This window comes from Streptomyces sp. NPDC002784, from assembly GCF_053592135.1.
On the sequence record NZ_JBSFVD010000008.1, the window covers coordinates 50,885 to 77,285 of the forward strand.

Sequence of the window (26,401 nt, forward strand, 5' to 3'; positions counted from 1 at the left end):
CCACCCACCCGCAGCCGACCGACTACGCCGCATCCGGCTGTTGCTCCGCCACGGCCAACGCCGCCAGCGCCGCCGACACCGCATGCGCCGTCCGCAGATCCAGCCGCGCGCTCGTCCCGCGCGCGCGGTGCCGCATCTCGTCCATGGCCAGCGTCAGCAGCTGCGGCAGCAGATCGGTGCACCGCCGGGCCACCCACCCCGTCCCCGCCGTCGCCAGCCACCACAGGCCGGCCGACGTGGTGGGAGCCGGGAACTCGGGCTCCGGCGAGGGCGCCACGCCGGTGGCCAGCCCGCCCTCCGCGAGCAGGGCGTGGAACCGCACCGCCAGTTGCCGGTGCCCCCGCTCCCCCGGATGCAGCCGGTCCGCGCTCCACATCGCGCGGTCGGTGATCCAGGCGCCCTCGGCCGCGTGCAGATGCACGGCGTCGTAGCGCTCGGACAGCGCGTGCACCACCGTGTTGACCGCCCGCTGCCGCCGGGCCAGCGGACGCGCCAGCGCCCCCGGCAGACCGAGCATCGCCCCCGGATCCGGCAGACACGCCGTCAGCACGACGGCCCCGCGCGCGGTGAGGGCGCCGTACACCTTGTCCAGCCGGTCGGCGACGGCGTGGATGTCGAAGGTGCAGCGCAGCGTGTCGTTCACGCCGACGACGACGGACACCACGTCCGGCCGCAGCGCCAGCGCCTGGGGCAGCTGTCGTTCCAGCACGTCCCGGGTCTGCGCCCCGCTGACGGCGAGGTTGGTGAAGTCCACGGGCTGTTCGGCGAGCCCGCCGGCGAGCAGCGCGGCCCAGCCGCGCCACCCGTCCCCGACGGGATCGCCCACGCCCTCGGACAGGGAGTCCCCGAGGGCGACGAAGCGCAGCGGTCTCATGCCACGCCCTCCGGCACCCGGTCCCGCCCGGGGAGCGGCGCGTCGTGCGCGGTGAGGAACGCGGTGACCGCCGTGTCCCAGCCGAAGCACTCGGCACGCGCGCGTGCCGCCTCGCGCCGCTCGGCCTCGGGACGGGCGAGAAGCTCCTCCACGGCGTCGGCGAACGCCTCCCCGTGGTCCGCGGCGACCGCCCCGGCGGAACCGATCACCTCCGGCAGCGCGGACGACGCGCTCACCGCCACGGGCGTCCCGCACGCCATCGCCTCCAGCGCCGCGAGCCCGAAGGTCTCCGCGGGCCCCGGCGCCAGGCAGACGTCCGCCGACGCCTGGAGCGCCCCGAGCACGGCCCGGTCGGAGACATGCCCGAGGAAGGTCACCGGCAGCCCGCGCTCCCGCGCCCGCTGCTCCAGACGTGGCCGCAGCGGCCCGTCCCCGGCCACCACCAGCACCGCCCGCCTGCCCCGGCCGAGCAGCGCCTCCAGCGCGTCCAGCGCGGTGCCGGGCCGCTTCTCCACCGACAGCCGGGTGCAGGTGACGAGCAGCGCCTCGTCCCCGCGCGCGTGCCGGGCGCGCAGCCCCGCGTCCCGCAGCGCCGGGTGCCGCAGCACCAGGTCGACACCGAGCGGCGCGCGCACCACGTTGCGGGCGCCGATCCGCACGAACTCGCGCTCGGCGAACTCCGTGGTGCACACCACGCGCGAGTAGGTGTGGGCGGTACGGACGTTCAAGGCGTCCGCGGTGCGCCGGGCGGCACCCTCCGGCACGCCCCAGGTGCGCAGGACGCCGTCGGCGGTCTCGTGGGAGACCATCACGGCCGGCACGCGCGCGCGTCGCGCCCATTTGCCGGTCCACCTCAGCGTCGTACGGTCGGACACCTCCAGCCGGTCGGGGCCGAGCTCCTCCAGGAGGGCGGCCACCCGCCGCTTGTCGGCCAGGACCCGGTAGCCGCCGGTGCCGGGCAGCACCGGGCCGGGCAGGGTGATGACGCGGCCCTGCTCGGTCTCCCGGTCGGTGTGGCGTTCGCCGGGCACGATGAGGACCGGTTCGTGCCCGGCCGCCTTGAAGCCCTTGCCCAGCTCGCGCAGCGCGGTGCGCAGTCCGCCGGAGGCGGGCGCGACGAAGTTGGCGAGCCGGACGATGCGCAGTGACTCGTTCATGCCGCAGCCACCTTCGCCCTGCGTCCCGCCAGCACGTCGGCGTAGTGGCCGATGAGCTGGTCGCCGACGGCCGCCCAGGTGCGCCCCTCGACCATGGCGCGGGCGGCGCTGCCGTAGGCGGTGCGCAGGGCCGGGTCGGCCTGGAGGGCGCGCACCGCCTCGCGTACGGCGCCGGCGTCACCGGCCGGGAAGAGCAGGCCGGTGTGTCCGTGGGCGACCAGGTCCAGCGGGCCGCCGACGGCGGGCGCGACGACGGGCACGCCGCTGGCCATGGCCTCCTGCACGGTCTGGCAGAAGGTCTCGAAGGGGCCGGTGTGCGCGAAGACGTCCAGCGAGGCGAAGATCCGGGCGAGGTCGTCGCCGGTGCGGCGGCCCAGGAAGACCGCGCCGGGCAGCGTCTGCTCCAGGCCGGGGCGGCTCGGTCCGTCGCCCACGATCACCACCCGGACGCCCTCCAGACGGCAGGCGTCGGCGAGCAGTTCGATGTGCTTCTCGGGGGCGAGCCGGCCGACGTAGCCGACGATCAGCTCGCCGTTCGGGGCGAGTTCCCGGCGCAGCTCCTCGTTGCGGAGGTCGGGGCGGAAGCGGACGGTGTCGACACCGCGCGGCCACAGCTTGACCCGGGGCACGCCATGGGTCTCCAGGTCGTGCAGGGAGGCGCTGGAAGGGGCGAGGGTGAGGTCGGCGGCGGAGTGGACGGAGCGGATCCGGCGCCAGGCCGCGGCCTCGCCGGCGCCCATGTAGGTGCGGGCGTACCCGGCCAGGTCGGTCTGGTAGACGGCGACGGCGGGGATGCCGAGCCGGGCGGCGGCGGCCATCCCGCGCACGCCGATGACGAAGGGGCTGGCCAGGTGGACCATCTCGGCGTTGTGCTCGATGAGCGTGGCGGCGAGACGCCGGCTGGGGAGGGCGACGCGCACCTGGGGGTAGCCGGGGAGCGGTAGGGAGGGGACATGGACGACGGGGCAGGGCGCGAGGGCGCCGAGCTTGCTCCCGGGGGCGGGGGCCGGGGCGACGACGACGGGAGCGTGACCGCGATCGACGAGGTGTCGGGCGGTCTGGAGCGCGCAGTGGGCCACGCCGTTCACGTCGGGGGGAAAGGATTCGGTCACGATGACGACACGCATACCCGTGTTGTCGCCGTACTGGACGTGGCCGCGTCAACGTGGATCTTTCCGGACAGGGAACGTCCCATGAGCGTTGCGCTGCACGACCGGGCAGGTCAGGCCGTGTCCATGCCCGCCTGACCCGCGGGTCATCCCTCGTTCATCCGGTCGGCGCGTCCGGCCCGATCCGGCTGCGCACGGCCGTCTGGACCTCGGCCTCCTCGGCCGGGTCGGCGGCGAGCCGGCGCAGTCGCTCCACGACGCGGTTGTCCCCGGTCTCGGCATGCCGGGCGGCGATCTCGCGGGTGGTCTCCTCGCAGTCCCAGAGGCATTCGACGGCGAAGCCGGACCGGAAGGAGGGATCGGTGGCGGCGAGGGCGCGGGCGGTCCTGCCGCGCAGGTGGGAGGAGGCGGTCTCGCGGTAGATGTGGCGCAGGACGGGGGCGGCGCAGGCGATGCCGAGCCGGCCGGTGCCGTCCACGAGGGTCCACAGCGTCTTGGCGTCGGGTCCCTCGCCCCGGACGGCCTCCCGCAGCGCCGCGAGGACCAGGTCGCTGTCCTGGGCCCCGCCGCGGCAGGCGAGCACGCGTCCGGCGGAGGCGCCCAGCGCATCGGGCCGGCGGGCCCAGCCGCGGGCCCGGTCGACGGCAGCGACACTGCGCATCCGTTCGAAGGCGTCGACGGCGGCCTCCACCACGGGCGGCGGCCCTGCCGTCACGGCCGCCTCGATGAGGTCGAGGGCGTCGGGGTCGTTGCTGTCGGCGAGGTAGCGCAGGGCGGTACAGCGGGCGCCCTCGGAGCCGTCCTGGGCGGCCCGCACGATCTCCGGCCGGTCCTCGGGGCCGGCGACGGCGGTGAGACAGCGGGCGGCGGGCACATGGAGCGCCGCGCCGCGGTCGACGCCCTGCTGCGCCCACTCGAAGACGGCCTGCACGCTCCACCCGGGGCGGGGCCCGGCGGGGCGCATCTGCCGCTGCCAGCGGTCGAAACAGCCGGCCTCCTGAGCGGCACGCACCCGCGTGGCGACCGATTCACGCGGATCCTCGGCCCACAGCCGCCAGGGCCGTGGCTCAAAAGCGTCGCGTACGGCGGCGGCCAGCTCGGCCTCGCCCTCGGCGTCGGTGGAGAAGCGGGCCAGGACGGGCGCGGCGAGGGCGCGCAGTCCGGCGTCGTCGTCGCGCAGGGCCAGCTCGTCCAGGGCCCAGGCCCAGTTGGCGCCGGTGGCGGCATACCGGCGCAGCAGGGCGAGGGCGTCCCGCCTGCCGTAGGAGGCGAGGTGGCCGAGGACGGCCAGGGCGAGGCCGGTGCGTGACTCCTCGGTGTCGAAGACGTCCTCGACGTCGAAGAGATGGGCCTCGATCTCGTCCAGTTCGCCGTTCAGGTCGAGGAAGAGCCGGGCGTAGTAGAGGGAGCGGTTCTCCACCTGCCAGTCGTGGCGGGGGTCGCTGAGCACGCAGTGGTTCAGTGCCGCGAGCGCTTCGGGGCGCGGGGCGGTGAGCGCGTGCAGGGTGCCGTCGCCGCGGCCCCGCTGGAGCAGGCCGAGCAGCGTACCGCTGGGCGCTATGACCGGATCGAACATGGGAAACAGCCTCACATCAAGCGTCGACGCAACCGGGGACGTGCTCTACCTGGCCGCGTGACAACACGTCGGGGCGCCCGCCGTTTCCTGCTTGCTGTAAGCCATCTTCCTCTGCCTCTCGTAGGTGGCCCGTGCGGACCGTCACGGCCCGCGCGGTGCGGCAACACCTGCCCGGCCATCGCGTCCGTGAATCACGACGTCATGATGACTCGGCAGTTCCATCTGCCGCGACCGAAATTTCGGCGGCCCTTTACCGCCTCCCCCGTTTTCTGTGTCGTAGCTGGTCAGAGCGTACGGATCAGGCTGCGCCGAACAATTCGAGCAGTTCCGTCTTGCCGAACATACGAGCGGTGTCGACGGCCGACGGGGTGCCCGCCGAGGGGTCGGCGCCGCCGTCCAGAAGGGCCCGGATCACGTCCGTCTCGCCCTTGAACACGGCTCCCGCGAGCGGGGTCTGGCCCCGGTCGTTGATCCGGTCGGCCTCGGCACCGCGTGCCAGCAGTGCGCGCACCGCCTCGGCGTGGCCGTGGTAGGCGGCGAGCATCACCAGGGAGTCGCCGCGGTCATTGGTGAGGTTGGCCGGAACCCCGGCGTCGACGTACGCCACCAGCGCCTCGGTCCGCCCCTGCCGGGCCAGATCGAAGATCTTGGTCGCCAGCTCCACGACCTCGGGGTCGGGGGCTTCGCTCATCGCCGGTCCGCCTCTCCATTACAACCGTTCAGGTGAATCGCCAGGGTACTGGCTCGCGCGGCACATGACCCGATGTGCCCGAGGTAAAGATCACCAGGAACCCGGTCGGACGCAAGAGCCCAGCTCACCCGGCCCAGGACGGGCTCCGCCAGCCGAGGGAAATCTGCCGGAATTCACCCAGTTGCACCTTTTATCGTATGGATACATCCTGTGATCCTGGAAGTACTCATGGTGACTGTCCCCACGAACCAGGAGACCTCAAATGATCCTGTCCATCTCAGGCGTGGTGCTGCTCGGCATCATCGTCTTCCTCTTCTTCAAGAAGGACGGCCTCAAGGCGTCCCATGCCCTGGTGGCCGCGCTCTTCGGGTTCTATCTCGCGAGCACGGCCATCGCCCCGAGCATCAAGGCGGGCGGCGAGAGCCTGGCGAGCCTCCTAGGCGGCATCAAGTTCTGAGCCCGCCCGTCCCGTCCGTACGCAACCTCCAGGAGACAGCAGTGGCCCGGCGCCCCCTCCCCCGCATCCTGAGCACAGGCAGCGCGCAGATCGCCCGGAGCCGGGAGCTGGCCCGGACGGCGGCCGACAGCGCCACCGACGTCCTCCACCCGCTGATCACGATCACTCGCGGGCTGCGCCGGCTGGCATCGGCCGGGCGGCGCAAGTGGGCCGACACCCCCAAGGACAGGCGCGGGCCACTGCTGTTCCTGGTGGCCTCGGTGATCCTGGTCGTCGCGCTCGTCCCGTACGGCCCGCTGCTCGCCGTCATCACCCTGATGGCGGCGGCAGCCTGGCAGGGCCGGGACCGCACCCCGCCGGCCCCCGAAGGTCCGGACGAGTCACAGACGGAACGCCTGAAGTCGCTGTACGAGGCTTTGGTTCCGTACTTCTCGACCGCCGAGGACCCCGCCCCCTTGTACGCCCACGGCGGCGAGTGGGAGAGCGCCTTCCCCGAGTACGAGTTCGACGCCTCGGGGCGCTTCACGAGCCTCACGATCCGCTACCCGGCCTACTTCACCGACGGCGAGCCCGAGGCCCGCGCGCGGATCGAGCATCTGCTCGCCGCCAAGTCGGGCCGCGGCCGGGAGTACCGCTTCGCCTGGGACGAGGAGGGCAACCAGCTCTCCCTCGCGGTCCTGCCGCCGCTGCCCACCGACATCGCCGCGCAGCGCTTCGTCACGTCCCCCGGCGAGACGGTGCTCGGCTTCACGGACCCCGGCGAGGTCCAGCGCACGCTCCCGCTCACCCACGGCGAGGAGCAGCGCGACATGCCCCCGGTCGTCTGGCGCACCGGGATCCGCTCCACCGAGCCCCATCTGCTGGTCATGGGCCAGCCCGGCAGCGGCACCTCCACCCTGCTCCGCTCGATCGCCCTCCAGGCGCTGCAGTACGGCGATGTCGTCGTCGTCGAGGGCGGCGCCACCGGCGAGTACGCCTGCCTGACCGGCCGGGACGGCGTCCTCGCCGTGGAGTGCGCACTGGCCGGAGCGCTGGCCAGCCTGGAGTGGGCGGCGCACGAGACGGAACGCCGGCTCATCGCGGCCAACCGTGCCCGCCAGGCCGGTCACCCGCCGCCGGAGGACACCAAACGCCCCCTGTGGATCCTGCTGGACCGCCCGACTGCCTTCACCCACCTGGCCGCGACGGACGGTCACCAGGACCCCCAGGACCTGCTCCAGGTGCCCCTGCGGCACGGCCGCGCGGCGAACGTGACGGTGGTCGTGGCCGACCAGTTCGACAACGCGGAGCTGCTGAGCGACGCCGTACGGCAGCACACCCGCGCGCGTGCCGTCCTCGGCCCCGCGACGGCGGCCCAGCTGACGGCGTTCCTGGGCGCGCCCCCGCACACCACCCCGACCGCCCAGGTCCCCCCGGGCCGCGGCTACGCCCGCCTGGGCGCGGGCCCGGTGCTCCGCCTCCAGGTCCCGGCCACCCCGGACCCCTACGACGACGCCACCACGGACGCCCACCGCCAGGCGGTACTGGACCTGCTCCCGCCCCGCACCACCCCCGCGGACGCGGAGCACCAGCCGGAACCCGCCCCGGCGCTGGAACCGGAACCGGAACCCGTCCCGGTACTGAAGCCGGAGCCGGAGCCGGTCCCGGTGTTGAAGCCGGAGCCGGAGCCGGTCCCGGTGTTGAAGCCAGAGCCGAAGCCGGTCCCGGTACTGAAACCAGAGCCGGAGCCAGTCCCGGTACTCAAGCCAGAGCCGGAGCCAGTCCCGGTACTCAAGCCAGAGCCCGAACCCGTCCCGGTACTCAAGCCAGAGCCGGAACCGGTCCCGGTGCTGAAGCCGGAACCGAAGCCAGTCCCGGTACTGAAGCCGGAACCGGTCCCGGTACTGAAACCAGAGCCGGTCCCGGTGCTGAAGCCGGAGCCCGTGGCCGCGGAGACGGTGACGGCCAAGCCCTCACAGCTCGCCTAGCCGTCCTCCGCCGTCACGCCACGAAGGTCCGCGGCGCCTCCCCACCGCCGGTCCCTCCGCTCTCCACCAGCCGCGCGGCCGCGGCCAGCCGTACCGCGGCCTCCTCGGCGACCGCGCCCCCCACAGTGAACGGCAGCCGCACATACCCCTCGAAGGCGCCGTCGACCCCGAAGCGGGGGCCCGACGGCACCCGGACACCGACCCGCTCCCCCGCCTCCGCGAGCCGCGAGCCGGACAGACCGCCCGTGCGGACCCAGAGCGTGAGCCCGCCCTTGGGGACCTCGAACTCCCACTCGGGCAGTTCCCGCCGCACCGCGCCGACCAGCGCGTCCCGGTTCTCCAGCGCCTGGCGCCGGCGCAGTTCGACGGCCTGCTCCCAGCCGCCGGTGCTGAACAGCCAGTTCACCGCCAGCTGCTCCAGCACGGGGGTCCCCAGGTCGGCGTAGGCGCGCGCGGCGACCAGGCTGCGGATCACATCGGGCGCCGCCCGCACCCAGCCGATGCGCATCCCGGCCCAGAACGCCTTGCTCGCGGAGCCGACGGTGATCACCGTGGCCCCGGCCGGATCGAACGCGCACACCGGCCGCGGCATGGAGACGTCCGCGTCGAGCCAGAGCTCGGTCATCGTCTCGTCGGCGATCAGCACGGTCCCCGCGGAGCGCGCCGCCTCCACCAGTTGCCGCCGCTGGTCGTCGCCGGCCAGGGCGCCGGTCGGATTGTGGAAGTCGGCGACGACATAGGCGAGCCGGGGCGCCGCGTCGCGCAGTACCTGCCGCCAGCGGTCCATGTCCCAGCCGCTGAGACCCTCGGCCATGGCGACGGGCACCAGCCGCGCCCCCGCCTCCCGCATCAGCTGGAGGATGTTGGCGTAGGACGGCGACTCCACGGCGACCCGCTCGCCCCGGCCGGCGAAGAGATGACAGATGGCGTCGATGGCCCCCATCGCCCCGGTCGTCACCATGATCTGCTCGGGCATGGTGGGGATCCCGCGCGCGGTGTACCGCTCGGCGATCATCGCGCGCAGCGCGGGCAGCCCGGCCGGATAGTCGCCGTGGGTATGGGCGTACGGCGGCAGTTCCTCCAGGGCGCCCTGCACGGCCCGGGTCAGCCACGGCTCGGGGGCGGGCAGCGCCGCGCAGCCGAGGTCGATCACCGACCCCAGGGCCTCGGGCGGCAGCGGTTCGAGCCCGCGCGCGGGCAGCGGGTTCCCGGCCGGGACCGCGGTCCAGCTGCCGGCGCCGCGCCGCGACTCCAGGAAGCCCTCGGCGCGCAGCGCCTCGTAGGCCGCGGCGACGGTCGTACGGCTGACGGACAGGGCGAGCGCCAGTTCGCGCTCCGCGGGCAGCCGCGCCGCGACCGGTACCCGCCCCTCCAGGACCAGCAGCCGGATGCCGTCGGCGAGCGCCCGGTAGGCGGGCGGGCGGCGCGTGCCGGGGCCCGCCGGGCGGTCCTGCTGGGAGCCGAGCAGCCGGGCGAGCTGAGCCGGTCCCACCGCTGAGGTCCACTGCGCCATGGAAATCAGTCCACCTTCCCGGGATTGGCCCTGGATGGCCGTTCTCCTCAAGCCACAGGGTGTCATGAGGCAGGCCACTACCACCACAGGGGGACCCTCTTGTCCAGTACGGACCGTCTCGGGAGACGGCTGATCCAGCTGTACGCGGGTCTCGCGCTCTACGGGGCCAGCTCGGCGCTGCTCGTGGAAGCCGGCCTCGGCCTCGAACCCTGGAACGTGCTGCACCAGGGCCTGGCCGAGCTGACCGGTCTGACGATCGGCGTCGTGTCGATCGTCGTCGGTGCCGCGGTCCTGCTCCTGTGGATCCCGCTGCGCCAGCGGCCGGGCCTCGGCACCGTCTCCAACGTCTTCGTCGTCGGCATCGCGATGGACGGCACCCTGGCCGCCCTTCCCGAGGCGCACACCCTCACCGTCCGGATACCCCTTCTCCTCGCCGGCATCGTCCTCAACGGCGTGGCCACCGGTCTCTACATCGCCGCCCGTTTCGGACCCGGTCCGCGCGACGGCCTGATGACGGGCCTGCACCGGCGAACCGGCCGCTCGATCCGGCTGATGCGCACCGGCGTCGAGGTCGTGGTGGTCGTCACCGGCTTCCTCCTGGGCGGCACGATCGGGGTCGGCACCCTGCTGTACGCGCTGACCATCGGCCCGCTCGCCCAGCTCTTCCTGCGCGTCTTCGCCGTCCCCGCGGCACCCGGCGGCAGCAGCGTCGTTGCCACGGGTCAACCCCCGCGCGCGATACTGCGACGGTGAGCACGCCGATACGCCACCCCTATCTCGACCACCCCGGTCCGCTCGCCTTCGCCCACCGGGGCGGGGCGGCGGCCGGTCTGGAGAACACTCTGCGCCAGTTCCGGCGCGCGGTGGACCTGGGCTACCGGTATCTGGAGACCGACGTCCACTGCACCCGCGACGGCCAGCTGGTCGCCTTCCACGACGCCACGCTGGACCGGGTGACCGACGGCGCCGGCCGGATCGCCGATCTGCCCTGGGCGGACGTACGGCACGCGCGCGTGGCCGGTCAGGAGCCGGTGCCGTTGTTCGAGGAGCTGCTGGAGGCCTTTCCCGAGGCCCGCTGGAACGTGGACGTCAAGGCGGAGTCCGCGCTGCTGCCCTTCCTCGACCTGGTGGAGCGCACCGGTGTCTGGGACCGCGTCTGCCTCGGTTCCTTCTCCGAGGCACGGGTCGTACGGGCCCAGCGGCTGGCCGGTCCCCGGCTGGCGACGTCGTACGGCACGCGCGGGGTGCTCGGTCTGCGGCTGCGCTCCTGGGGGATGCCCGCGGCGGTGCGCCGGTCGGCGGTCGCCGCGCAGGTGCCCGAGACGCAGTCCGGCATCCAGGTCGTCGACCACCGCTTCGTGCGCACCGCCCACGCGTACGGGCTCCAGGTGCATGTGTGGACGGTCAACGAGGAGGACCGGATGCACCGGCTCCTGGACCTGGGGGTCGATGGCATCATGACCGATCACATCGAGACATTGCGCAAGGTCATGGAGGACCGGGGCGTCTGGGTCTGAGACCTCTGCGGCCCGCGCCCGGACGGGGAAGCGAGGGCGCGGGTGGACACCGGCACCGCGAGGACGACGGCGACCGAGGAGGCCGCGGGGCGGCGGCGCGAGCAGCGCGGCTGGTACGTCTACGACTGGGCGTGTTCCGTCTATTCGACGAGCGTACTCACCGTGTTCCTCGGCCCATATCTGACCTCGGTGGCCGAGGCGGCCGCCGACGCGGACGGCTTCGTCCACCCGCTCGGCATCCCGGTGCGCGCGGGGTCCTTCTTCGCCTACTCGGTGTCCCTGTCGGTCATCGTGGCCGTCCTGGTGATGCCCCTGGTCGGCGCCGCCGCCGACCGCTCCGGCCGGAAGAAGCCGCTGCTGGCCGCGGCCGCCTACACCGGGCCGCCGCGACGACCTGCATGTTCCTCCTCGACGGCGACCGCTACCTGCTCGGCGGCGCCCTGCTGATCGTCGCGAACGCGGCCCAGTCCGTGGCGATGATGCTCTACAACTCCTATCTGCCGCAGATCGCCCCGCCCGAGGAGCGCGACGCGGTGTCCTCCCGGGGCTGGGCCTTCGGGTACGCGGCGGGCGCCCTGGTGCTGGTCGCGAACCTGGTGCTGTATCTGGCGCACGACTCCTTCGGCGTTTCCGAGACCACGGCCGTGCGGATCTGCCTGGCCGCGGCCGGCCTGTGGTGGGGGGCCTTCACCCTGGTGCCGCTGCGCCGGCTGCGCGACCGCCGGCCCTCCCCCGCCGAGCGCGCCACCACCCCAGGCTTCCGGCAGCTCGCGGCGACCCTCCGCGACATGCGCCGCCACCCGCTGACCCTCGCCTTCCTGCTGGCCTACCTCGTCTACAACGACGGCATCCAGACGGTGATCTCCCAGGCCTCGATCTACGGCGCCAAGGAGCTGGGGCTCGGCCAGTCCACGCTGATCGGCGCGGTGCTGCTGGTCCAGGTGCTGGCGGTGGCGGGGGCGCTGCTCATGGGCCGCCTCGCCCGGACGTACGGCGCCAAGCGCACCATCCTCGGGTCACTGGTCGCCTGGACGGTGACCCTGGCGGCCGGGTACTTCCTGCCCGCCGGGGCACCCGTGTGGTTCTTCGTGCTGGCCGCCGGGATCGGCCTGGTCCTCGGCGGCAGCCAGGCCCTGTCCCGCTCCCTGTTCTCCCATCTCGTACCGCCGGGCAAGGAGGCCGAGTACTACTCGGCGTACGAGGTGAGCGACCGGGGGACGAGCTGGCTCGGGCCGCTGCTGTTCGGGCTCACCTATCAGCTGACCGGGAGTTATCGCGACGCGATCATCTCGCTGGTGGCCTTCTTCGCGCTCGGGTTCGTGCTGCTCGCGCGGGTTCCGGTGCGGCAGGCGATCAGCGACGCGGGCAACCCGGTTCCGGCGAGGATTTAGCGTTCGGCGCGAAAGGGCTGTAGTGTACGCGTTTGGCCTGCCAGGCGTACCGTTACTGCGCGTCAAAGATGCGGAAACGCTGGGTGACATCTGCTAGCAGATGTGACAAACCGGGCGCAGGTGGGTACAACAAGGGGCGGCTACGACGGCGACGCACGACCCCGGAACGGGAATCTTTACCGCCGACCGGACGTTGACCGGATGACGACGACAGCGACACCTGTCCTGTGGGCGACAAGCCCGGGAGGCACGATTCATGAGTGAGCGAGCTCTTCGCGGCACGCGCCTCGTGGTGACCAGCTACGAGACGGACCGCGGCATCGACCTGGCCCCGCGCCAGGCCGTGGAGTACGCATGCGAGAAGGGACATCGCTTCGAGATGCCCTTCTCGGTCGAGGCGGAGATTCCGCCGGAGTGGGAGTGCAAGGTCTGCGGGGCCCAGGCACTCCTCGTGGACGGCGACGGCCCTGAGGAGAAGAAGGCCAAGCCCGCGCGTACCCATTGGGACATGCTGATGGAGCGGCGCACCCGTGAGGAGCTCGAAGAGGTCCTCGAGGAGCGCCTGGCCGTACTGCGTTCCGGCGCGATGAACATCGCGGTCCACCCGAGGGACAGCCGCAAGTCGGCCTAGTCCCCCCGGGGCCGGAACCCCGATCCAGCACAAGAGCAAAAAACCGCGGGCGCCGTACGTTCTTCGTACGGCGCCCGCGGTTTTTCGGCGTGTGTCCGGGTCGGTCCCCCGGCTCAGTGCGTCAGCGGCGGGCGCGGCCCCTCACGGGTGTCCCCGGCCTCGTCCCTGATGACCTCGCCCTGCACGACCTTCCCGTCGGGCCGCTGCATGCGAGCCTGCTGGAAGGCGCCGCTCAGCGAGCCCGCCCCGGCCTGCCGGAGCTTGCGGTCGAAGGTGCGCTCCGCATACCGCCCGAGGGCCTTCTGCACCGGCGGGATCAGCAGGAGCAGACCGAGCGCGTCCGAGATCAGGCCGGGCAGCATCAGCAGCAGACCGCCGAGCATCATCAGGCCGTTGCCCCCACCGGAGGGGGCCGGGGTGCCGCCCCGCTGGAGCGCTTCGTTGAGGTTCTGGAAGGCGCGCCTGCCCGCCCGCTTGATCACCAGGGTGCCGAGCACCAGACCCGTGAGCAGCAGCAGGAAGACGGTCAGGCCGCCCGCCGCCCCCGCGACCAGGGTCAGCAGCCAGATCTCCAGCACCAGCCAGGCGACGATGCCCAGCGGCAGGAAGGTGCGCAACCGGGAGCGCCGGGGCCGGGCGGGGTGCGTGGGAGTCGGTGCGCCAGTCGTCATGCGTCCAGTGTGCCTGGACCCGGCTCAGCGCGGCATAAGGGGACGATCAACGGGGCCTGTGCGGCCGCAGGGCTAGGAGCGGGGCGGTTGCGGCTTCGCTCGGCTGAGGAGCTTGCCCGCGCGCTCCTGGGCGCCCCAGGTGGTCACCCGCCACAGGGCTTCCACGAGGATGTCGCGGCTCATCTTGGAGTCGCCGTGCTCGCGTTCGACGAAGGTGATGGGCACCTCGACGACGTGGTAGCCGGCCTTGACCGCACGGCGGGCGAGGTCGACCTGGAAGCAGTAGCCCTGCGAGGCGACGTCGTCGAGACCGAGGCCCTCCAGGGTCTCGCGGCGGAAGGCGCGGTAGCCGCCGGTGATGTCACGCAGCGGCAGATCCAGGGCCATCCGGGAGTACAGGCTGCCGCCGCGGGAGATGAACTCCCGGCTCCTGGGCCAGTTCACCACCCGGCCGCCGGGCACCCAGCGGGAGCCCAGGACCAGGTCGGCGCCCTTCAGCGCGGTCAGCAGCCGGGGCAGTTCCTCGGGGCGGTGGGAACCGTCGGCGTCCATCTCGACCAGGACGCCGTAACCGTGCTCCAGACCCCAGCGGAAGCCGGCCAGATAGGCGGCGCCGAGGCCCTCCTTGCCCTTGCGGTGCAGCACCTGGACGTGGTCGTCATCGACGGCCAGTTCGTCGGCGAGCTTGCCGGTGCCGTCGGGGCTGTTGTCGTCGGCCACGAGGATGTGCGCCTCGGGCACGGCCGAGCGCACCCGGCCGACGATCGCCTTGATGTTCTCCGCCTCGTTGTAGGTCGGAATGATCACCAACGCGGTGCCGAGCGGACCGAACCGCCTCCCCGAGACTTCCGTCTCACGGATCCCGTCGCCGTCGTTCACTACTGCCCCTTCGTGTGCGTCCGCAGACGTCCACCATAGTGGGCGCGGCCTGCGATTACGTGACATCACGTTCGTATGGTGGTGTCGATTCCACAAGAGCGGGGTACGGATGTGCTTTTCGGATCATGTGCGCACGCTGCGGATGGGGGCCCGGCGCCCTTCGGGCCGACCTGGGGCCCGCTGGCTGCGGGTCGACCGAAAGCCGTTGTCTACTGAGCGCCCGGGCCCCACCCGGGTCACACCTCCCCGACCGGCCGGAACGTTCCCTCGCCGTGGTGCGGGCGCTGAGCCTGGCTGCCAGTGGCGGTGCCCCGGTGCGGCACACCGTCCCTGACCCAGCGGCGTAGCGACGAGTTACCGGAACGTTCACGTATTCCTGGTCGGGCGTCCGGTGGTGGACTCGGCCGAACCTACCGGCCCCCTGCCGTCGGCTGTCAACAGCCGTTCGACCTGCGGGTCGTCCCTCAATGCCCTGGTCAGCGCGGCGGACGCCGGGGTCGACCGGCGAGGCTGCGGCACCGGATCGGCGGCACGCACCGCCCGGGAGATCACTCGCCCGGCCGTACGAACACCGTCCGTCCGCCCACCACCGTGCGCAGACAGACGGGCAGGTCACGGCCCGGGGTGAGGTCGGGCAGGCCGGGGGTGCCGGAGCGGGGGTCGGTCGACCAGCGGGCCACCCGGTCGTCCGGGGCCTGCACCACCAGTTCACCGGTGCGCCAGACGGCGTAGTCGGCGGGTGCGCCGGGGACCAGCACCCCCGCGTCGTCCCGTCCGGTCGCGCGCCAGCCGCCCCGTGTGTGCGCGGTGAACGCGGCGCGGACCGAGACGCGGTGTCCGGGCGTGCGGTGGAAGGCGGCGGCGCGGACCGTGCCCCACGGGTCCAGCGGCGTGACGGGGCTGTCGGAGCCGAAGGCGAGCGGCACGCCGGCCCTCAGCAGGGCCGCGAAGGGATTCAGGGTGCGGGCCCGCTCGGCGCCCAGACGAGCGCTGTACATGCCGTCCTCGCCGCCCCACAGGGCGTCGAAGGCGGGCTGCACGGAAGCGGTGAGGCCGAACTCGGCGAAGGCGGCGATCGTCTCGGGGGTGAGCATCTCGGCGTGCTCCACCCGGTGCCGGGCGGCCCGGACGCGGGCGAGGCCGACCTGCTCGGCGGCGGCCCGTACCCCCTCGACGACGGTCGTCACGGCGGCGTCGCCGATCGCGTGGAAGCCCGCCTGGAGCCCCGCCTCGGTGCAGGCGGCGACATGGGCGGCGACGTCGGCGGCGTCCAGGTACGCGAGGCCGGTGTGCCCGGCGTCGGCGTAGGGCTGGTGCAGGCATGCGGTGTGCGAGCCGAGGGCGCCGTCGACGAAGAGGTCGCCCGCGGCACCGGCCGCGCCGAGTTCCCGCGCCTTGGCGACGTTCTGTTCGGCCCAGTAGCCGACGACCCGGGGGCCGGGCTCCTCGGCGGCGAGCCGGAGCAGCCCGGTGAAGTCGTCCTCGGAGGAGATCTCGGGGCCCGCGCACTCATGGAGGGTGCCGATGCCGAGGGAGGCGGCGTGCGCGAGGGCCGCGCGCTGGGCCTCGGCGCGCTGGGCCGGGGTGACGGCGCCGAGCGCGGCGGCCCGTACGGCGTGGTGGGCGTCGGCGGTGAGGGGGCCGTCGACCCGGCTCAGGGACGCCATGTCGAGCAGGGCGGTGGTCACGACCGCGGAGTGGACGTCGATCCGGGAGAGATAGAGGGGCCGCCCGCCGGTGGCCGCGTCGAGTTCGGCCCGGGTCGGCGGACGGCCGCCGGGCCAGCGGGCGGAGTCCCAGCCGTGGCCCAGCAGGACGCGGTCGTCCGGGCGGGCGGCGGCGAAGGCCCGTACGAGGTCCAGGGCCGCCTCCAGGGTGGGGGCGGCGGACAGGTCGAGGCCGGTCAGGGCGAGGCCCGTGGCGGTGGTGTGCACATGGGCGTCGGTGAAGGCCGGGGTGACCAGCGCGCCGTCCAGGTCGATCACCTCGTCGACCCCGTCCGCGAAGGCGTCGGCGGCCCCCTCGGACCCGACCCAGGCGACCTGCCCGCGCTCGACGACCATCGCGGTGGCGAAGGGGTCGGCGGGGCTGTGGACCTCTCCTTGGCGGAGCAGGACGGTCTGGGGCTCGGGGCTGCGCTCACTCATGGGGAACAGTCTCCCGCCTCGCCCCGGCCGCCCGGCACGCAGGTGGGGTCAGATGCGCGGCGGGCGGGCCTCGTACGGAGTCGACAGCACGACCGTCGTCCGGGTCGACACCCCCGCCAGCGAACGCAACCGCGCCAGCAGCTCCTCCAGTTCGTGGGGCGTGGACACCCGCACCTTGAGGATGTAGTTCTCGTCGCCGGCGACGCTGTGGCAGGCCTCGATCTCGGGAACCCCGGCCAGCCGTTCCGCGATGTCGTCGGGCGCGCTGGGGTCGAACGGCTTCACCGAGATGAACGCCGTCATGGGCAGCCCGACGGCCTCGGGGTCCACGACCGCGGCGTAGCCACGGATGACGCCACGCTGTTCGAGCCGTCGCACCCGCTGGTGCACGGCCGACGTGGACAGGCCCGTGGCCTTGCCCAGGTCTGTGTAGCTCATCCGCCCGTCCTTGACGAGCAGCTGCACGATCTGTCGGTCCAGCTCCTCCATGGCGCTAGAACCTACAGTGCCCCTGACCTCCTGGGATACCTGAGCGACCCCAGTCATGCCCGGTTCGTGATGTGACCGGGAGCGGCCGGTGAGCAGCCCGGGGGGACAAACCGGCCGCCTCGGGCACCCGCGAGCGGCTTGTGACGAACACCACACCCCCCGGACCGGCTCCGTGATGTTCTCGTGATTACCGCCCAGGCGGGACGGGAAGTGCTTGCTGTGGTCGAGGCCGCAGTGCCTGAACGGCCCAGCCCGAGGGGGAGAATCCCATGCAGAGTCTTAAGCGCCCTGGTCGTACCGCACCCAAGCGCCCGCAGCTTGTCGTCGAGCCCGAGCCGGAGGGCGTCGAACCCGACGCCGACTTCGCCGACGAGGAGTTCGACGCGTACGACACCTTCGAGATGTACCGGGTGATCTGCCCGGACTGCGCGCAGCCCATCGCGCTGCTGGCGGACGAGGAGGTACTGCCCGAGCACGCGCTGTGCGCCTCGCCGTGGAACCCCTTCGGTCTGACGGTGTGCGCCGGCACCGGCCGTCGCGCCGCCGACGCCCGTCCCGCGGACGAGTCGGCCGAACCCCAGGAGCAGGACACCGCCCTGCTGTTGACGCTCCCTCAGGGACTCGACTGGCGGACGCAGCCCTTCTCGCACGTCGGCGGCCCGGGCTCCCGCCCGATGCGCGTGCCGGTGATGCGGCGCCACGCCGCCTGAGCGGTCTCCGTACCGGAACGCCCCGAAGTCCCGCACCACGCGCGCAGGTTGCCGTGGTGCGGGTCCGGTGTGCCCGCGGGGGGGGGGCCGGGGCATGGGCGAACGCAGAGCCGATTCGCCGGATCGGTGACCTGTCCGGTCGCCGCCGCGTTGCCCCGGTATGACCCCCACCTATTCGACGACCGGGCGTCCGCGACGCGTCTTCGTGCCGCCCCCCGCAGAATCGGTTCCGCCGCCGCCTCAGGACCCGCCCATCTACCGGGACCTGATGCGCACATGGGCGGACCGGGGCCGCACCCTGCCGGGCCGCCACGACCCGGAATGGATCCGGCTCGCGGCGCCGACGGTGCGGCCGGGTGAGTTCAGCGCCCCTCGGGACCCGCTAGGTGACGGGCGATGACCATGCGCTGGATCTGGTTGGTGCCCTCGACGATCTGGAGCACCTTGGCCTCGCGCATGTAGCGTTCGGCCGGGAAGTCGGCGGTGTAGCCGTACCCGCCGAGGACCTGCACCGCGTCCGTGGTCACCCGCATCGCGGTGTCGGTGCAGTGCAGTTTGGCCATGGCCGCCTGCTTGGCGAACGGCCGTCCCGCGTCCCTCAGCCGGGCCGCCGTCAAGTACAGCGCCCGGCCCGCCTCGATCTGGGTCGCCATGTCGGCCAGCATGAAGCGCAGGCCCTGGAAGTCGGAGATCGGCCGCCCGAACTGGCGCCGCCCCGAGGCGTAGGCCACCGCCTCGTCCAGCGCCGCCTGGGCCACGCCGATGGCGCAGGCCGCGATGCCGAGCCGCCCGGAGTCCAGCGCGGACAGGGCGATGGCGAAGCCCTGCCCCTCCTCGCCGAGCCGCCGCTCGTCCGGCACCCGCACTCCGTCGAAGTGGACCTGCGCGGTCGGTGAGCCCTTCATGCCCATCTTCTTCTCGGGCGCGGCCCCGCTCAGCCCCGCGGCGTCGCCGGGCACCAGGAAGGCGGTGATCCCGCGCGGGCCCTCCTCGCCGGTGCGGGCCATGACCGTGTAGAAGTCGGCGATGCCGCCGTGGGTGATCCAGGCCTTGGTCCCGGTGATCACCCAGGCGTCGCCGTCGCGCACCGCCTTGGTGCGCAGGGAGGCGGCGTCGGAGCCGGCGGACGGCTCGGACAGGCAGTAGGCGCCGAGCAGACCGCCGCCGAGCATCGCGGGCAGGTGCTCGACCTGCTGCTCCTTGGTGCCGTAGGCGGCGAGGGCGTAGGAGGCCAGGGTGTGCACGCTGACGCCGAGGCCGACGGTGAGCCGGGCCATCGCGAGCTCTTCGAGGACCTGGAGGTAGACCTCGTAGGGCTGGTCGCCGCCGCCGTACTCGGCGTCGTAGGGCAGTCCGAGCAGGCCCGCTTCCGACAGCAGCGAGAAGACCTCGCGCGGAAAGCGTCCGGCGTCCTCCTCCTCGGCCGCCTTCGGAGCGATCTCGCGCTGGGCGATGTCGCGGACGAGCGAGATCAGATCCCGGGCCTCGTCCGTGGGCAGTTGCCGGTCCACCGGCTGCGGGGCGCGGTCGGGCATGGCGACGCTCTCCTCCCTTGTCGGGCGCATCGGCGGACGTGCGCCTTGGGTGGGGCGGCTCCGCCAGGTCTCACGTGGTGCGGCCGACGGCTCGCACTCCCGGGTCGCGGAAGCTGCTGACCAGCGGCTGTGCGCTGTGAGTATGCCCGATCGGAGGCACCGAGTCACCAGTTAACGACCGCTTACTCCAAGAAAACTCGAGCCGCGCGAATTGGTCCGAACCATTGACCCGACTGGTCTAGTCCTCCTACTGTGCGGGCAACGCTTACCGCGTTCATGCCAATCGGCGCACGTCCCCCTCCCCCACGAGGAGACACCCGATGCACATTCCCCACCGCACCCGGTTCCGGGCGCTGGTCTCCGCCGCCTGTGCGGCCGTCCTCGGCGCCGGACTGCTCGCCGGGGCGGGTTCGGCCACCGCGTCGGCCCCCGCTGAAGCGAGCGCTCCCGCGGCCGGGGCCGCGGCCGGCTCCAAGGTGATCGGCTACTTCACCGAATGGGGCACCTACGACCGCAAGTACTACGTCAAGAACATCGAGACGTCCGGTTCCGCGGCCAAGCTGACGCACATCAACTACGCCTTCGGCAATGTCACCGGCGGCAAGTGCGTGATCGGCGACTCCTACGCGGCCACCGAGCGGACCTACACCGCGGCCGAGTCGGTCGACGGCGTCGCCGACACCTGGGACCAGCCGCTGCGCGGCACCTTCAACCAGCTGCGCGAGCTGAAGAAGAAGCACCCCAACCTCAAGGTGCTGTGGTCCTTCGGCGGCTGGACCTGGTCCGGCGGCTTCGGCCAGGCGGCCCAGAACCCGGCCGCGTTCGCCCAGTCCTGCTACGACCTGGTCGAGAACTCCAAGTGGGCGGACGTCTTCGACGGCATCGACATCGACTGGGAGTACCCGAACGCCTGCGGCCTGACCTGCGACACCAGCGGCCGGGCGGCCTTCAGGAACCTGATGCAGGCGCTGCGCGCGAAGTTCGGCACCGGCAACCTGGTGACCGCGGCGATCACCGCCGACGCCACGGCCGGCGGCAAGATCGACGCCGCCGACTACGCGGGCGCGGCCCCGTACGTCAACTGGTACAACCCCATGACCTACGACTACTTCGGCGCCTGGGACGCCAAGGGCCCGACGGCTCCGCACTCCCCGCTGACCTCCTACCCGGGCATCCCGAAGGCCGGCATGCACAGCTCGGCGACCATCGCCAAGCTCAGGAGCCTCGGCATCCCCGCCTCCAAGCTCCTGCTCGGCATCGGCTTCTACGGCCGCGGCTGGACCGGAGTGACCCAGTCGGCCCCCGGCGGCACCGCGACCGGCCCGGCGGCGGGCACGTACGAGCAGGGCATCGAGGACTACAAGATCCTGAAGTCCAAGTGCCCGGCGACCGGCACCGTGGGCGGCACGGCGTACGCCAAGTGCGGCTCCGACTGGTGGAGTTACGACACCCCGGCGACCATCGCGGCCAAGATGGCGTACAAGAACCAGCAGGGCCTGGCCGGCACCTTCTTCTGGGAGCTGAGCGGAGACACCGCGAACGGTGAGCTCATCAAGGCGATCAACTGACCCCTGACACGGGGGGCCTGGGGGCGGAGACCACGAGACTCCGCCCCTTCGTCATGCCTCGCGGCGAGCGGGCCCGGGGGCCGGATGGGCGGGGTCCAGCTCCTCGATGGCGCGCAGGGCGCCGCCCAGGGTCTTCACCAGCAGCTCGCACATGGTGTCACGGGAGAGGCCGGGCCGGCCCGTCCAGTCCAGGGCGGCGCCCTCGACGCCGCACACCCAGGCCAGCAGGCCCGTCCGGGCGAGCGGGGAGATGTCGGTACGGCCGTACGCGCCCTCGGCGATGGTCGCGACGATCGCCTCGCGCACCCCGTCCCGGATGGCGTGCACCTCGGTGTCGAAGCCGACCCCGCCGCTGACGATCGTGCGGTAGGCGGCCTGGTTGTGCTCGGCGTAGCGCAGATAGCTGTCGATCGTGCGGTGCACCCGGTCCACCGGGGGCAGTTCGACGCCGCTGGCCGCGTAGGTGACCAGGTCGTCGACGGAGTCCTTGATGATCGCCAGGTAGTAGCCGCGCTTGGACTGGAAGTAGTAGTAGATCAGCCCTTTGGCCACCTGCGCCTGCCGCGCGATGTCGTCCATCGACAGGGCGTCGTAGGAGGTGTCGGCGAACAACCTCCGCCCGATGGCGATGAGTTCGGCGCGGCGGGCCGCCGATCGCTCGGTGCCGCGCGCCCGGGGGCGGACGACGGCAGCGTGCTGCTCACTCTTCAATGTCGACCCTGGTCTCGAGCGGGGCGGCGGGACCCCCGCAGTATGGCAGGTTCGAATATGTGTCAGATCACATCAAGTCAGAGCAGGCCGAGCTGGGTCACCAGCATCGCGACGACCACGACGAGGGTCCACCCCATGACGTGTTCGAGGATCTTCGGTCCGTCTTCCGTGGGGCCGCCGGTGCGGACGCGGGCGACCGTGGCTGCATTCGTGGTCATCCGTCCACCTTGCCACCGAGCAGGGCTTTTGCGGCCGAGAGCTTGGTCACAGCGAACGGCCCCCGGGCGGCGTCCGGGGGCCGTCGTACGACGTCTCAGCGCACGCCCACCGCCGCGAGCGCCGCGCGCTGCCGCGTGGACAGACGCGCCGGGAAGTACAGGTAGCAGACGCCGCCGGTGCCCGAGGCGACCTTGCCGCTGGCGTTGTACCGCTTGGTCCTCAGCCAGATGTTCTCGAACTCCCGCCTGCGGTACACCCGCCGCACCTCCGGGTTGCTCGGCGAGGCCGGGTCGTTGGCGATCACATCGCCCTCGGCGGTGAAGCCGATCACCGTCATCAGGTGCCCCGAGGTGCCGTAGCCCGCCCCCGTCAGCTCCTCCTTCAGGAACGACTGGGACGTTATGGCCGGGATCCCGGCCGCGATCAGCGTCTCCAGGTCGGTCAGCGAGCCGAGCCGGGTGACCACGCCCTGGAGGTCCTTGAAGGTGGCCGCGTAGGCCGCGTTGAAGGGCCAGTTGCCGCAGCCCGCGTACTGGTAGTCGTAGGTGAAGCGGGCCGCGTGGCACACCTGCGGGTCGGCGAAGCCCGGGTCGACCCAGGCCAGCTGCTCCTCGGTGAGCCGGCCGCCCCAGTACTCGATGATCATCTGCGAGGAGGTGGGGCTGCACCAGGCCTCGCCGCCGTTGTCGTACTCGGGGTACTGGCCGACGTGGATCTCCTGCGAGTAGCGCGGAACGGCCAGTTCCTGGGCGAGACCGGGCGTGCTCGCCGGGACGGTGAAGCGGTCCGGGACGTCGGAGCCCATCACGCCGAGCCGCCACACGGTCGGGGTCCGCTTCGTGCCCGGCTTGCGGTAGAGGGTCAGCCGCAGCCGGTACGAGGTCAGCCGCAGGCCCGTCGCCGGGTCGTCGATGGCGAAGGTGTCGGTCCAGATCGTGGACTTGTCGTCGGTCTGGTCGTCGACGGAGGTCCGCCTGATGTCCTGGTCACCGGCGGCCCAGCGGCCCATGACGTACCAGGGGGTGCCGGTGCCGTCGGAGTAGGTGCCCTTCAGCTCGACCTGGAGCCAGGTGCCGTCCGGGGTGTGCGCGTTCCAGGAGGCGATGGCCTCGGTCGAGGGCACCGCGAGCCGGTGGACGGGCGAGGTCCAGGTCGCGTACTCCCAGGTGGCGGTGGTGCCGGTGTGCGGGTCGGTGTAGTCGGCGAGGCCGACGGGGGCGCCGATCGCCACGCCGGGACGGGCGCCCGCGACGGCACGGGTGCCCTTGCCGGTGCCCGAGCGCCAGTCGGTGTACGTCGTCCAGGCGCGGTTGTCGATCTGGCCGGCCGCGGACTGCGCGGGACCGGCCGCTCCGGTGGGGGCGGCCACGGCCGGGACCGCGCCCGCTCCGCCGGTCACGGTCGCGGCGACCGCGGCGGTCAGGACGGTTCTGCGGGACGGCTGTTCGGATCTGCTCATGGGCGAAAGACCCCCAGGTGTCCGAGTCGGGGCAGGTCCAGTGCACGGTGTGTGCGCCAACTATGGCCGCAGCCGACGCCTCCTGCCAGCACTTTCGGGCATGCCGCGCCAGGAATATTGGCCTCGACCACTGACGTCACCCGAGGTGCCGCATCACTAGACTTCCGGTGCCCGCCCCACTCACCCCGGGAACCGCCATCCACCACCTCACCGCACTCCTCCACCGCCTCCCCGCGTCCTGCGGTCCCGTCCGGCTGATCGGGATCGACGGGCACGCCGGCTCCGGGAAGTCGACCTTCGCCGGGCGGCTGGCGCGGGCACTGGGCGGGGCGCCGGTGCTGCGGCTCGACGACATCGCCTGCCACGAAGAGCTCTTCGACTGGACGGGCCGGCTGCTGTCCCAGGTGATCGAACCCCTCTCCCGCGGCGGAACCGCCCGCTACGCCCCCTACGACTGGCAGGCCCGCCGCTTCCGGGACCCCGTGGCCCTGCCGCCCGCCCCGGTGGTCCTCGTCGAGGGCGTCGGCGCCGGGCGGCGCGCGCTACGGCCATATCTGGCCTTTCTGCTGTGGATGGAGCTGCCGCCGGCCGAGGCCTGGTCGCGCGGCCGGTCGCGGGACGGGGAGGAGCAGTGGGAGTTCTGGGACGGCTGGGTCGCGGCGGAAGAGAAACACTTCGCCGAGGACCCCTCGCGGCCCTTCGCGGACGGGTTGGTACGGCAGTGCGCCCAGGGGTACGAACTGCGTCCCGGGCCCGCCGGGACCCTGGAAGCGGACCATGTCATCACGCTGAGTGAGGGACCCTCCGCGCTGTGGTGAAGTGGTGAAGAGGGGTCGGCGAGAACTCGCCGCACGGCCCCAACTCCGCTTGACCCAAGGGCCGTACAGGTCTTACGTTCTCAATGTGCGGTCGATGCGGACCGCCCGCCAGACGCGAAGCCCCCGGTTGTTCCCCCGTGATCGGGGGCTTCGTTCTGCCCACACCCCCTTTCCCGGCCGCACCGAGCCGTGATTCGCTCACCCTCGGTTACCGGCCGCCGCGCCCCCGACTGCTCCCACCTCGCCAAACGGCCGGTGCGGCACCCTGGGGCGGGCCGCACCCCCGCAGGTACGATGCCCTCGGTGCGACCTGGGACTGCAGCCCCGCGCACCGTTGCAACTCCGGTCCGCAGTACGGCGGTTCTGTTCTCGAGGCCGACGGGCGACGGGCCCGGTGGCCAACCGACGGGGGCACGGTTTGTGGGGGACGTGATGGACTTCGGCACGCAGGGCCCGGAGGCCCCGGCCGACCTCGCCTGGTTGCGAGGCGTGGACGCCTACACCATGGGCGCTTATCCGCAGGCGGAGGAGGAGTTCCGCACCGCGGTGCGGATGGATCCGGGCATGGCCGACGGCTGGCTCGGCCTGCACGCGTTGCGCGTCGACACGACGACCGCGCTGCTGCGGATGTTCCGGCACCGCGACCGCTTCGGGGAACAGCGCGCCCGGCACCGCCGCACCCTCAACTCCTGGTACTGGCTCGGCTGGTGGGTGCAGCCGGTGCTGGAGAGCCCGCGCGATCTGCTGCTCGCGCACGCCTCGCACTGGCTGGACGGCCGGCATGTGCCGGAGCTGGACCGGGCGCTCGCCGGACTGCCTCCGGTGGACGCCGACGCCCAGGTCCGCTTCCTGCACGCCTGCCGGGCCTACTTGGTCAAGGACTGGGAGCAACTCGTCCGGCACACCGACCCGTTGCTCGACGACCCCATGCTCGGCATCGAGGCCGGACTGTTCGGCGGCATGGCCCGGGTCCGGCTGGAGATGTACGGCCAGGCCGAACCGCTGCTCTCGGCGGCCCTGATGCGCTGCCGCAGCGAGCAGCCGCAGCGCAAGGAGCTGCGGTACTGGCTGGCGCGGGCGCACGAGGGCACCGGCCGGTCGGCCGCCGCACTCCCCCTGTACCGGGCCGTGCACCGGGTCGACCCCGCCTTCATGGACACCTCGGCCCGGCTCGCCGCCATCGCCGAGGGCGACGGGTACGACGAGGCCGGCGATCTCGCGCCGATCACGCTCACCGGGTTCGGCCAGGACTCCGTCGACGGCCCCGACACCCTCGACCCGTTCTTCGGCGAGGGGCGGGAGCTGAAGCTCTCCGGGCCGGATCTGCCGTCGCCGGGCCCGCTGCCGCCCGTGCCCGACCCGGCGGTGCGCGAGCGGGCGGGCCTGCCCGGGCAGCCGCCGCTCGCGGGCCCCACGGACCCGGGGTTACTCGAAGAGGCGCTCGCCGAACTCGAGCGCATGGTGGGCCTGGAGCCGGTCAAGCGCCAGGTCAAGGCGTTGTCCGCCCAGTTGAACATGGCACGGCTGCGGGCCGGGCAGGGGCTGCCGGTCCAGCCGCCGAAACGGCACTTCGTCTTCTCCGGCCCCTCCGGCACCGGCAAGACCACGGTCGCGCGCATCCTGGGCCGGGTCTTCTACGCCCTCGGACTGCTCGGCGGTGACCACCTGGTCGAGGCGCAGCGGGCCGATCTCGTGGGCGAGTACCTCGGACAGACGGCCGTGAAGGCCAACGAGCTGATCGACTCCGCACTGGGCGGGGTGCTCTTCGTCGACGAGGCGTATTCGCTGTCCAACACCGGCTACGGCAAGGGCGACGCGTACGGCGACGAGGCCCTCCAGGTGCTGCTGAAGCGGGCGGAGGACAACCGGGACCACCTGGTGGTGATCCTGGCCGGCTACCCCGAGGGCATGGACCGCCTGCTGGCCGCCAACCCCGGACTGTCCTCCCGCTTCACCACCCGCGTGGACTTCCCCTCCTACCGGCCCCTGGAGCTCACCTCCATCGGCGAGGTGCTCGCCGGTGAGAACGGCGACGTCTGGGACGAGGAGGCCCTGGACGAGCTGCGCTCCATCGCCGGGCACGTCGTGGACCAGGGGTGGATCGACGAGCTCGGCAACGGCCGCTTCCTGCGGACGCTGTACGAGAAGAGCTGCGCGTACCGGGATCTGCGGTTGTCGACGTACCCGGGGACCCTGACCCGGGACGACTTGTCGACGCTGCGGTTGCCGGATCTGATGCAGGCGTACGGAGAGGTGCTGTCGGGACGCGGGCCGCAGGATCCGCCGGCCCTGTGAGGGGGACGGACCCCGCG

Annotated in this window: 24 protein-coding genes and 1 pseudogene; 11 read left to right on the forward strand and 14 right to left on the reverse strand. The window is 72.7% G+C overall.

The genetic code is table 11. The annotated features are described in order from the left end of the window. Positions 1-22: 22 nt before the first annotated feature. From ACWD1Z_RS17000 to ACWD1Z_RS17020, 5 genes are all read right to left on the reverse strand, one after another. Positions 23-874 carry an SGNH/GDSL hydrolase family protein gene (locus tag ACWD1Z_RS17000; protein ID WP_451119403.1) on the reverse strand — a complete coding sequence of 284 codons (852 nt, stop codon included), beginning with the start codon at positions 872-874 and terminating at the stop codon, positions 23-25. Continuing rightward, a complete protein-coding gene (locus ACWD1Z_RS17005) occupies positions 871-2,031 on the reverse strand; it encodes a glycosyltransferase (RefSeq protein WP_451119405.1) in 1,161 nt (386 codons plus the stop codon). Before ACWD1Z_RS17005 ends, ACWD1Z_RS17000 begins: the two co-directional genes overlap by 4 nt. Next, positions 2,028-3,158, reverse strand: coding sequence for a glycosyltransferase family 4 protein (locus ACWD1Z_RS17010; protein WP_451119406.1), 1,131 nt, complete (start codon positions 3,156-3,158; stop codon positions 2,028-2,030). Before ACWD1Z_RS17010 ends, ACWD1Z_RS17005 begins: the two co-directional genes overlap by 4 nt. Before the next feature lie 139 nt (positions 3,159-3,297). Then, positions 3,298-4,716, reverse strand: a complete 1,419-nt coding sequence (locus ACWD1Z_RS17015) for a HEAT repeat domain-containing protein (protein WP_451119408.1) — start codon at positions 4,714-4,716, stop codon at positions 3,298-3,300. Between the two features lie 298 nt (positions 4,717-5,014). Further along, on the reverse strand, positions 5,015-5,407 hold the full coding sequence (locus tag ACWD1Z_RS17020) for an ankyrin repeat domain-containing protein (protein WP_451119409.1): 393 nt from the start codon (positions 5,405-5,407) through the stop codon (positions 5,015-5,017). A 262-nt stretch (positions 5,408-5,669) separates the two neighbouring features. Between ACWD1Z_RS17020 and ACWD1Z_RS17025 the strand changes: the two genes are divergently transcribed. Together ACWD1Z_RS17025 and ACWD1Z_RS17030 are read left to right on the forward strand one after the other, a co-directional pair. Continuing rightward, positions 5,670-5,864 (forward strand): hypothetical protein, encoded by a 195-nt coding sequence (locus tag ACWD1Z_RS17025; RefSeq protein WP_015661880.1) that lies wholly within the window; start codon positions 5,670-5,672, stop codon positions 5,862-5,864. 41 nt (positions 5,865-5,905) lie between these two features. Then, complete coding sequence (locus tag ACWD1Z_RS17030; RefSeq protein WP_451119411.1) at positions 5,906-7,831, forward strand: hypothetical protein; 1,926 nt, start codon at positions 5,906-5,908, stop codon at positions 7,829-7,831. Positions 7,832-7,844: 13 nt separating this feature from the next. Here the strand turns inward: ACWD1Z_RS17030 and ACWD1Z_RS17035 are convergent, their stop codons facing one another. Beyond that, positions 7,845-9,344 carry an SCO1417 family MocR-like transcription factor gene (locus ACWD1Z_RS17035; protein WP_451119413.1) on the reverse strand — a complete coding sequence of 500 codons (1,500 nt, stop codon included), beginning with the start codon at positions 9,342-9,344 and terminating at the stop codon, positions 7,845-7,847. 99 nt (positions 9,345-9,443) lie between these two features. Here ACWD1Z_RS17035 and yczE point away from each other — a divergent pair, with 99 nt between their 5' ends. From yczE to ACWD1Z_RS17055, 4 genes and pseudogenes are all read left to right on the forward strand, one after another. Beyond that, a complete protein-coding gene (yczE, locus tag ACWD1Z_RS17040; RefSeq protein WP_451119415.1) occupies positions 9,444-10,097 on the forward strand; it encodes a membrane protein YczE in 654 nt (217 codons plus the stop codon). Further along, positions 10,094-10,861 (forward strand): glycerophosphodiester phosphodiesterase, encoded by a 768-nt coding sequence (locus ACWD1Z_RS17045; protein WP_451119416.1) that lies wholly within the window; start codon positions 10,094-10,096, stop codon positions 10,859-10,861. The genes yczE and ACWD1Z_RS17045 overlap by 4 nt, the downstream gene beginning before the upstream one ends. 42 nt (positions 10,862-10,903) lie before the next feature. Continuing rightward, positions 10,904-12,252: pseudogene (locus tag ACWD1Z_RS17050) on the forward strand (MFS transporter). A gap of 256 nt (positions 12,253-12,508) precedes the next feature. Next, positions 12,509-12,883, forward strand: coding sequence for an RNA polymerase-binding protein RbpA (locus ACWD1Z_RS17055; RefSeq protein WP_003977404.1), 375 nt, complete (start codon positions 12,509-12,511; stop codon positions 12,881-12,883). A gap of 113 nt (positions 12,884-12,996) precedes the next feature. On the opposite strand, the gene fxsA is transcribed toward ACWD1Z_RS17055, so the two are convergent. From fxsA to ACWD1Z_RS17075, 4 genes are all read right to left on the reverse strand, one after another. Beyond that, positions 12,997-13,554 (reverse strand): FxsA family membrane protein, encoded by a 558-nt coding sequence (gene fxsA, locus ACWD1Z_RS17060; protein WP_451119419.1) that lies wholly within the window; start codon positions 13,552-13,554, stop codon positions 12,997-12,999. Positions 13,555-13,626: 72 nt separating this feature from the next. Next, the gene (locus tag ACWD1Z_RS17065; protein WP_451119421.1) at positions 13,627-14,433 is read right to left on the reverse strand and encodes a polyprenol monophosphomannose synthase; all 807 of its coding nucleotides are present in this window, start codon (positions 14,431-14,433) and stop codon (positions 13,627-13,629) included. 548 nt (positions 14,434-14,981) lie between these two features. Next, positions 14,982-16,580: an amidohydrolase gene (locus ACWD1Z_RS17070; RefSeq protein WP_451119423.1), complete on the reverse strand. Its 1,599-nt coding sequence runs from the start codon at positions 16,578-16,580 to the stop codon at positions 14,982-14,984. A gap of 48 nt (positions 16,581-16,628) precedes the next feature. Continuing rightward, positions 16,629-17,069 (reverse strand): Lrp/AsnC family transcriptional regulator, encoded by a 441-nt coding sequence (locus ACWD1Z_RS17075; RefSeq protein WP_301978267.1) that lies wholly within the window; start codon positions 17,067-17,069, stop codon positions 16,629-16,631. Between the two features lie 269 nt (positions 17,070-17,338). Here ACWD1Z_RS17075 and ACWD1Z_RS17080 point away from each other — a divergent pair, with 269 nt between their 5' ends. Further along, positions 17,339-17,779 carry a hypothetical protein gene (locus ACWD1Z_RS17080; RefSeq protein ID WP_451119425.1) on the forward strand — a complete coding sequence of 147 codons (441 nt, stop codon included), beginning with the start codon at positions 17,339-17,341 and terminating at the stop codon, positions 17,777-17,779. A 160-nt stretch (positions 17,780-17,939) separates the two neighbouring features. Continuing rightward, entirely contained in the window at positions 17,940-18,179 is a 240-nt protein-coding gene (locus tag ACWD1Z_RS17085) for a hypothetical protein (protein ID WP_451119427.1), read from the forward strand. On the opposite strand, the gene ACWD1Z_RS17090 is transcribed toward ACWD1Z_RS17085, so the two are convergent. Further along, the gene (locus tag ACWD1Z_RS17090; protein WP_451119429.1) at positions 18,142-19,314 is read right to left on the reverse strand and encodes an acyl-CoA dehydrogenase; all 1,173 of its coding nucleotides are present in this window, start codon (positions 19,312-19,314) and stop codon (positions 18,142-18,144) included. The genes ACWD1Z_RS17085 and ACWD1Z_RS17090 overlap by 38 nt on opposite strands. 320 nt (positions 19,315-19,634) lie before the next feature. On the opposite strand from ACWD1Z_RS17090, the gene ACWD1Z_RS17095 reads away from it, so the two are divergent. Beyond that, a complete protein-coding gene (locus tag ACWD1Z_RS17095) occupies positions 19,635-20,882 on the forward strand; it encodes a glycoside hydrolase family 18 protein (RefSeq protein ID WP_451119431.1) in 1,248 nt (415 codons plus the stop codon). Positions 20,883-20,933: 51 nt separating this feature from the next. On the opposite strand, the gene ACWD1Z_RS17100 is transcribed toward ACWD1Z_RS17095, so the two are convergent. From ACWD1Z_RS17100 to ACWD1Z_RS17110, 3 genes are all read right to left on the reverse strand, one after another. Further along, positions 20,934-21,593 (reverse strand): TetR/AcrR family transcriptional regulator, encoded by a 660-nt coding sequence (locus tag ACWD1Z_RS17100; protein ID WP_451119433.1) that lies wholly within the window; start codon positions 21,591-21,593, stop codon positions 20,934-20,936. 77 nt (positions 21,594-21,670) lie between these two features. After that, on the reverse strand, positions 21,671-21,811 hold the full coding sequence (locus tag ACWD1Z_RS17105) for an SCO1431 family membrane protein (RefSeq protein ID WP_389420653.1): 141 nt from the start codon (positions 21,809-21,811) through the stop codon (positions 21,671-21,673). A 95-nt stretch (positions 21,812-21,906) separates the two neighbouring features. Beyond that, positions 21,907-23,271: a peptidase C39 family protein gene (locus ACWD1Z_RS17110; RefSeq protein WP_451119435.1), complete on the reverse strand. Its 1,365-nt coding sequence runs from the start codon at positions 23,269-23,271 to the stop codon at positions 21,907-21,909. A gap of 167 nt (positions 23,272-23,438) precedes the next feature. Between ACWD1Z_RS17110 and ACWD1Z_RS17115 the strand changes: the two genes are divergently transcribed. Together ACWD1Z_RS17115 and ACWD1Z_RS17120 are read left to right on the forward strand one after the other, a co-directional pair. After that, a complete protein-coding gene (locus ACWD1Z_RS17115; RefSeq protein ID WP_451119436.1) occupies positions 23,439-24,089 on the forward strand; it encodes a uridine kinase family protein in 651 nt (216 codons plus the stop codon). Between the two features lie 432 nt (positions 24,090-24,521). Continuing rightward, the gene (locus ACWD1Z_RS17120) at positions 24,522-26,384 is read left to right on the forward strand and encodes an AAA family ATPase (protein WP_451119438.1); all 1,863 of its coding nucleotides are present in this window, start codon (positions 24,522-24,524) and stop codon (positions 26,382-26,384) included. The last annotated feature ends 17 nt before the right edge of the window (positions 26,385-26,401 follow it).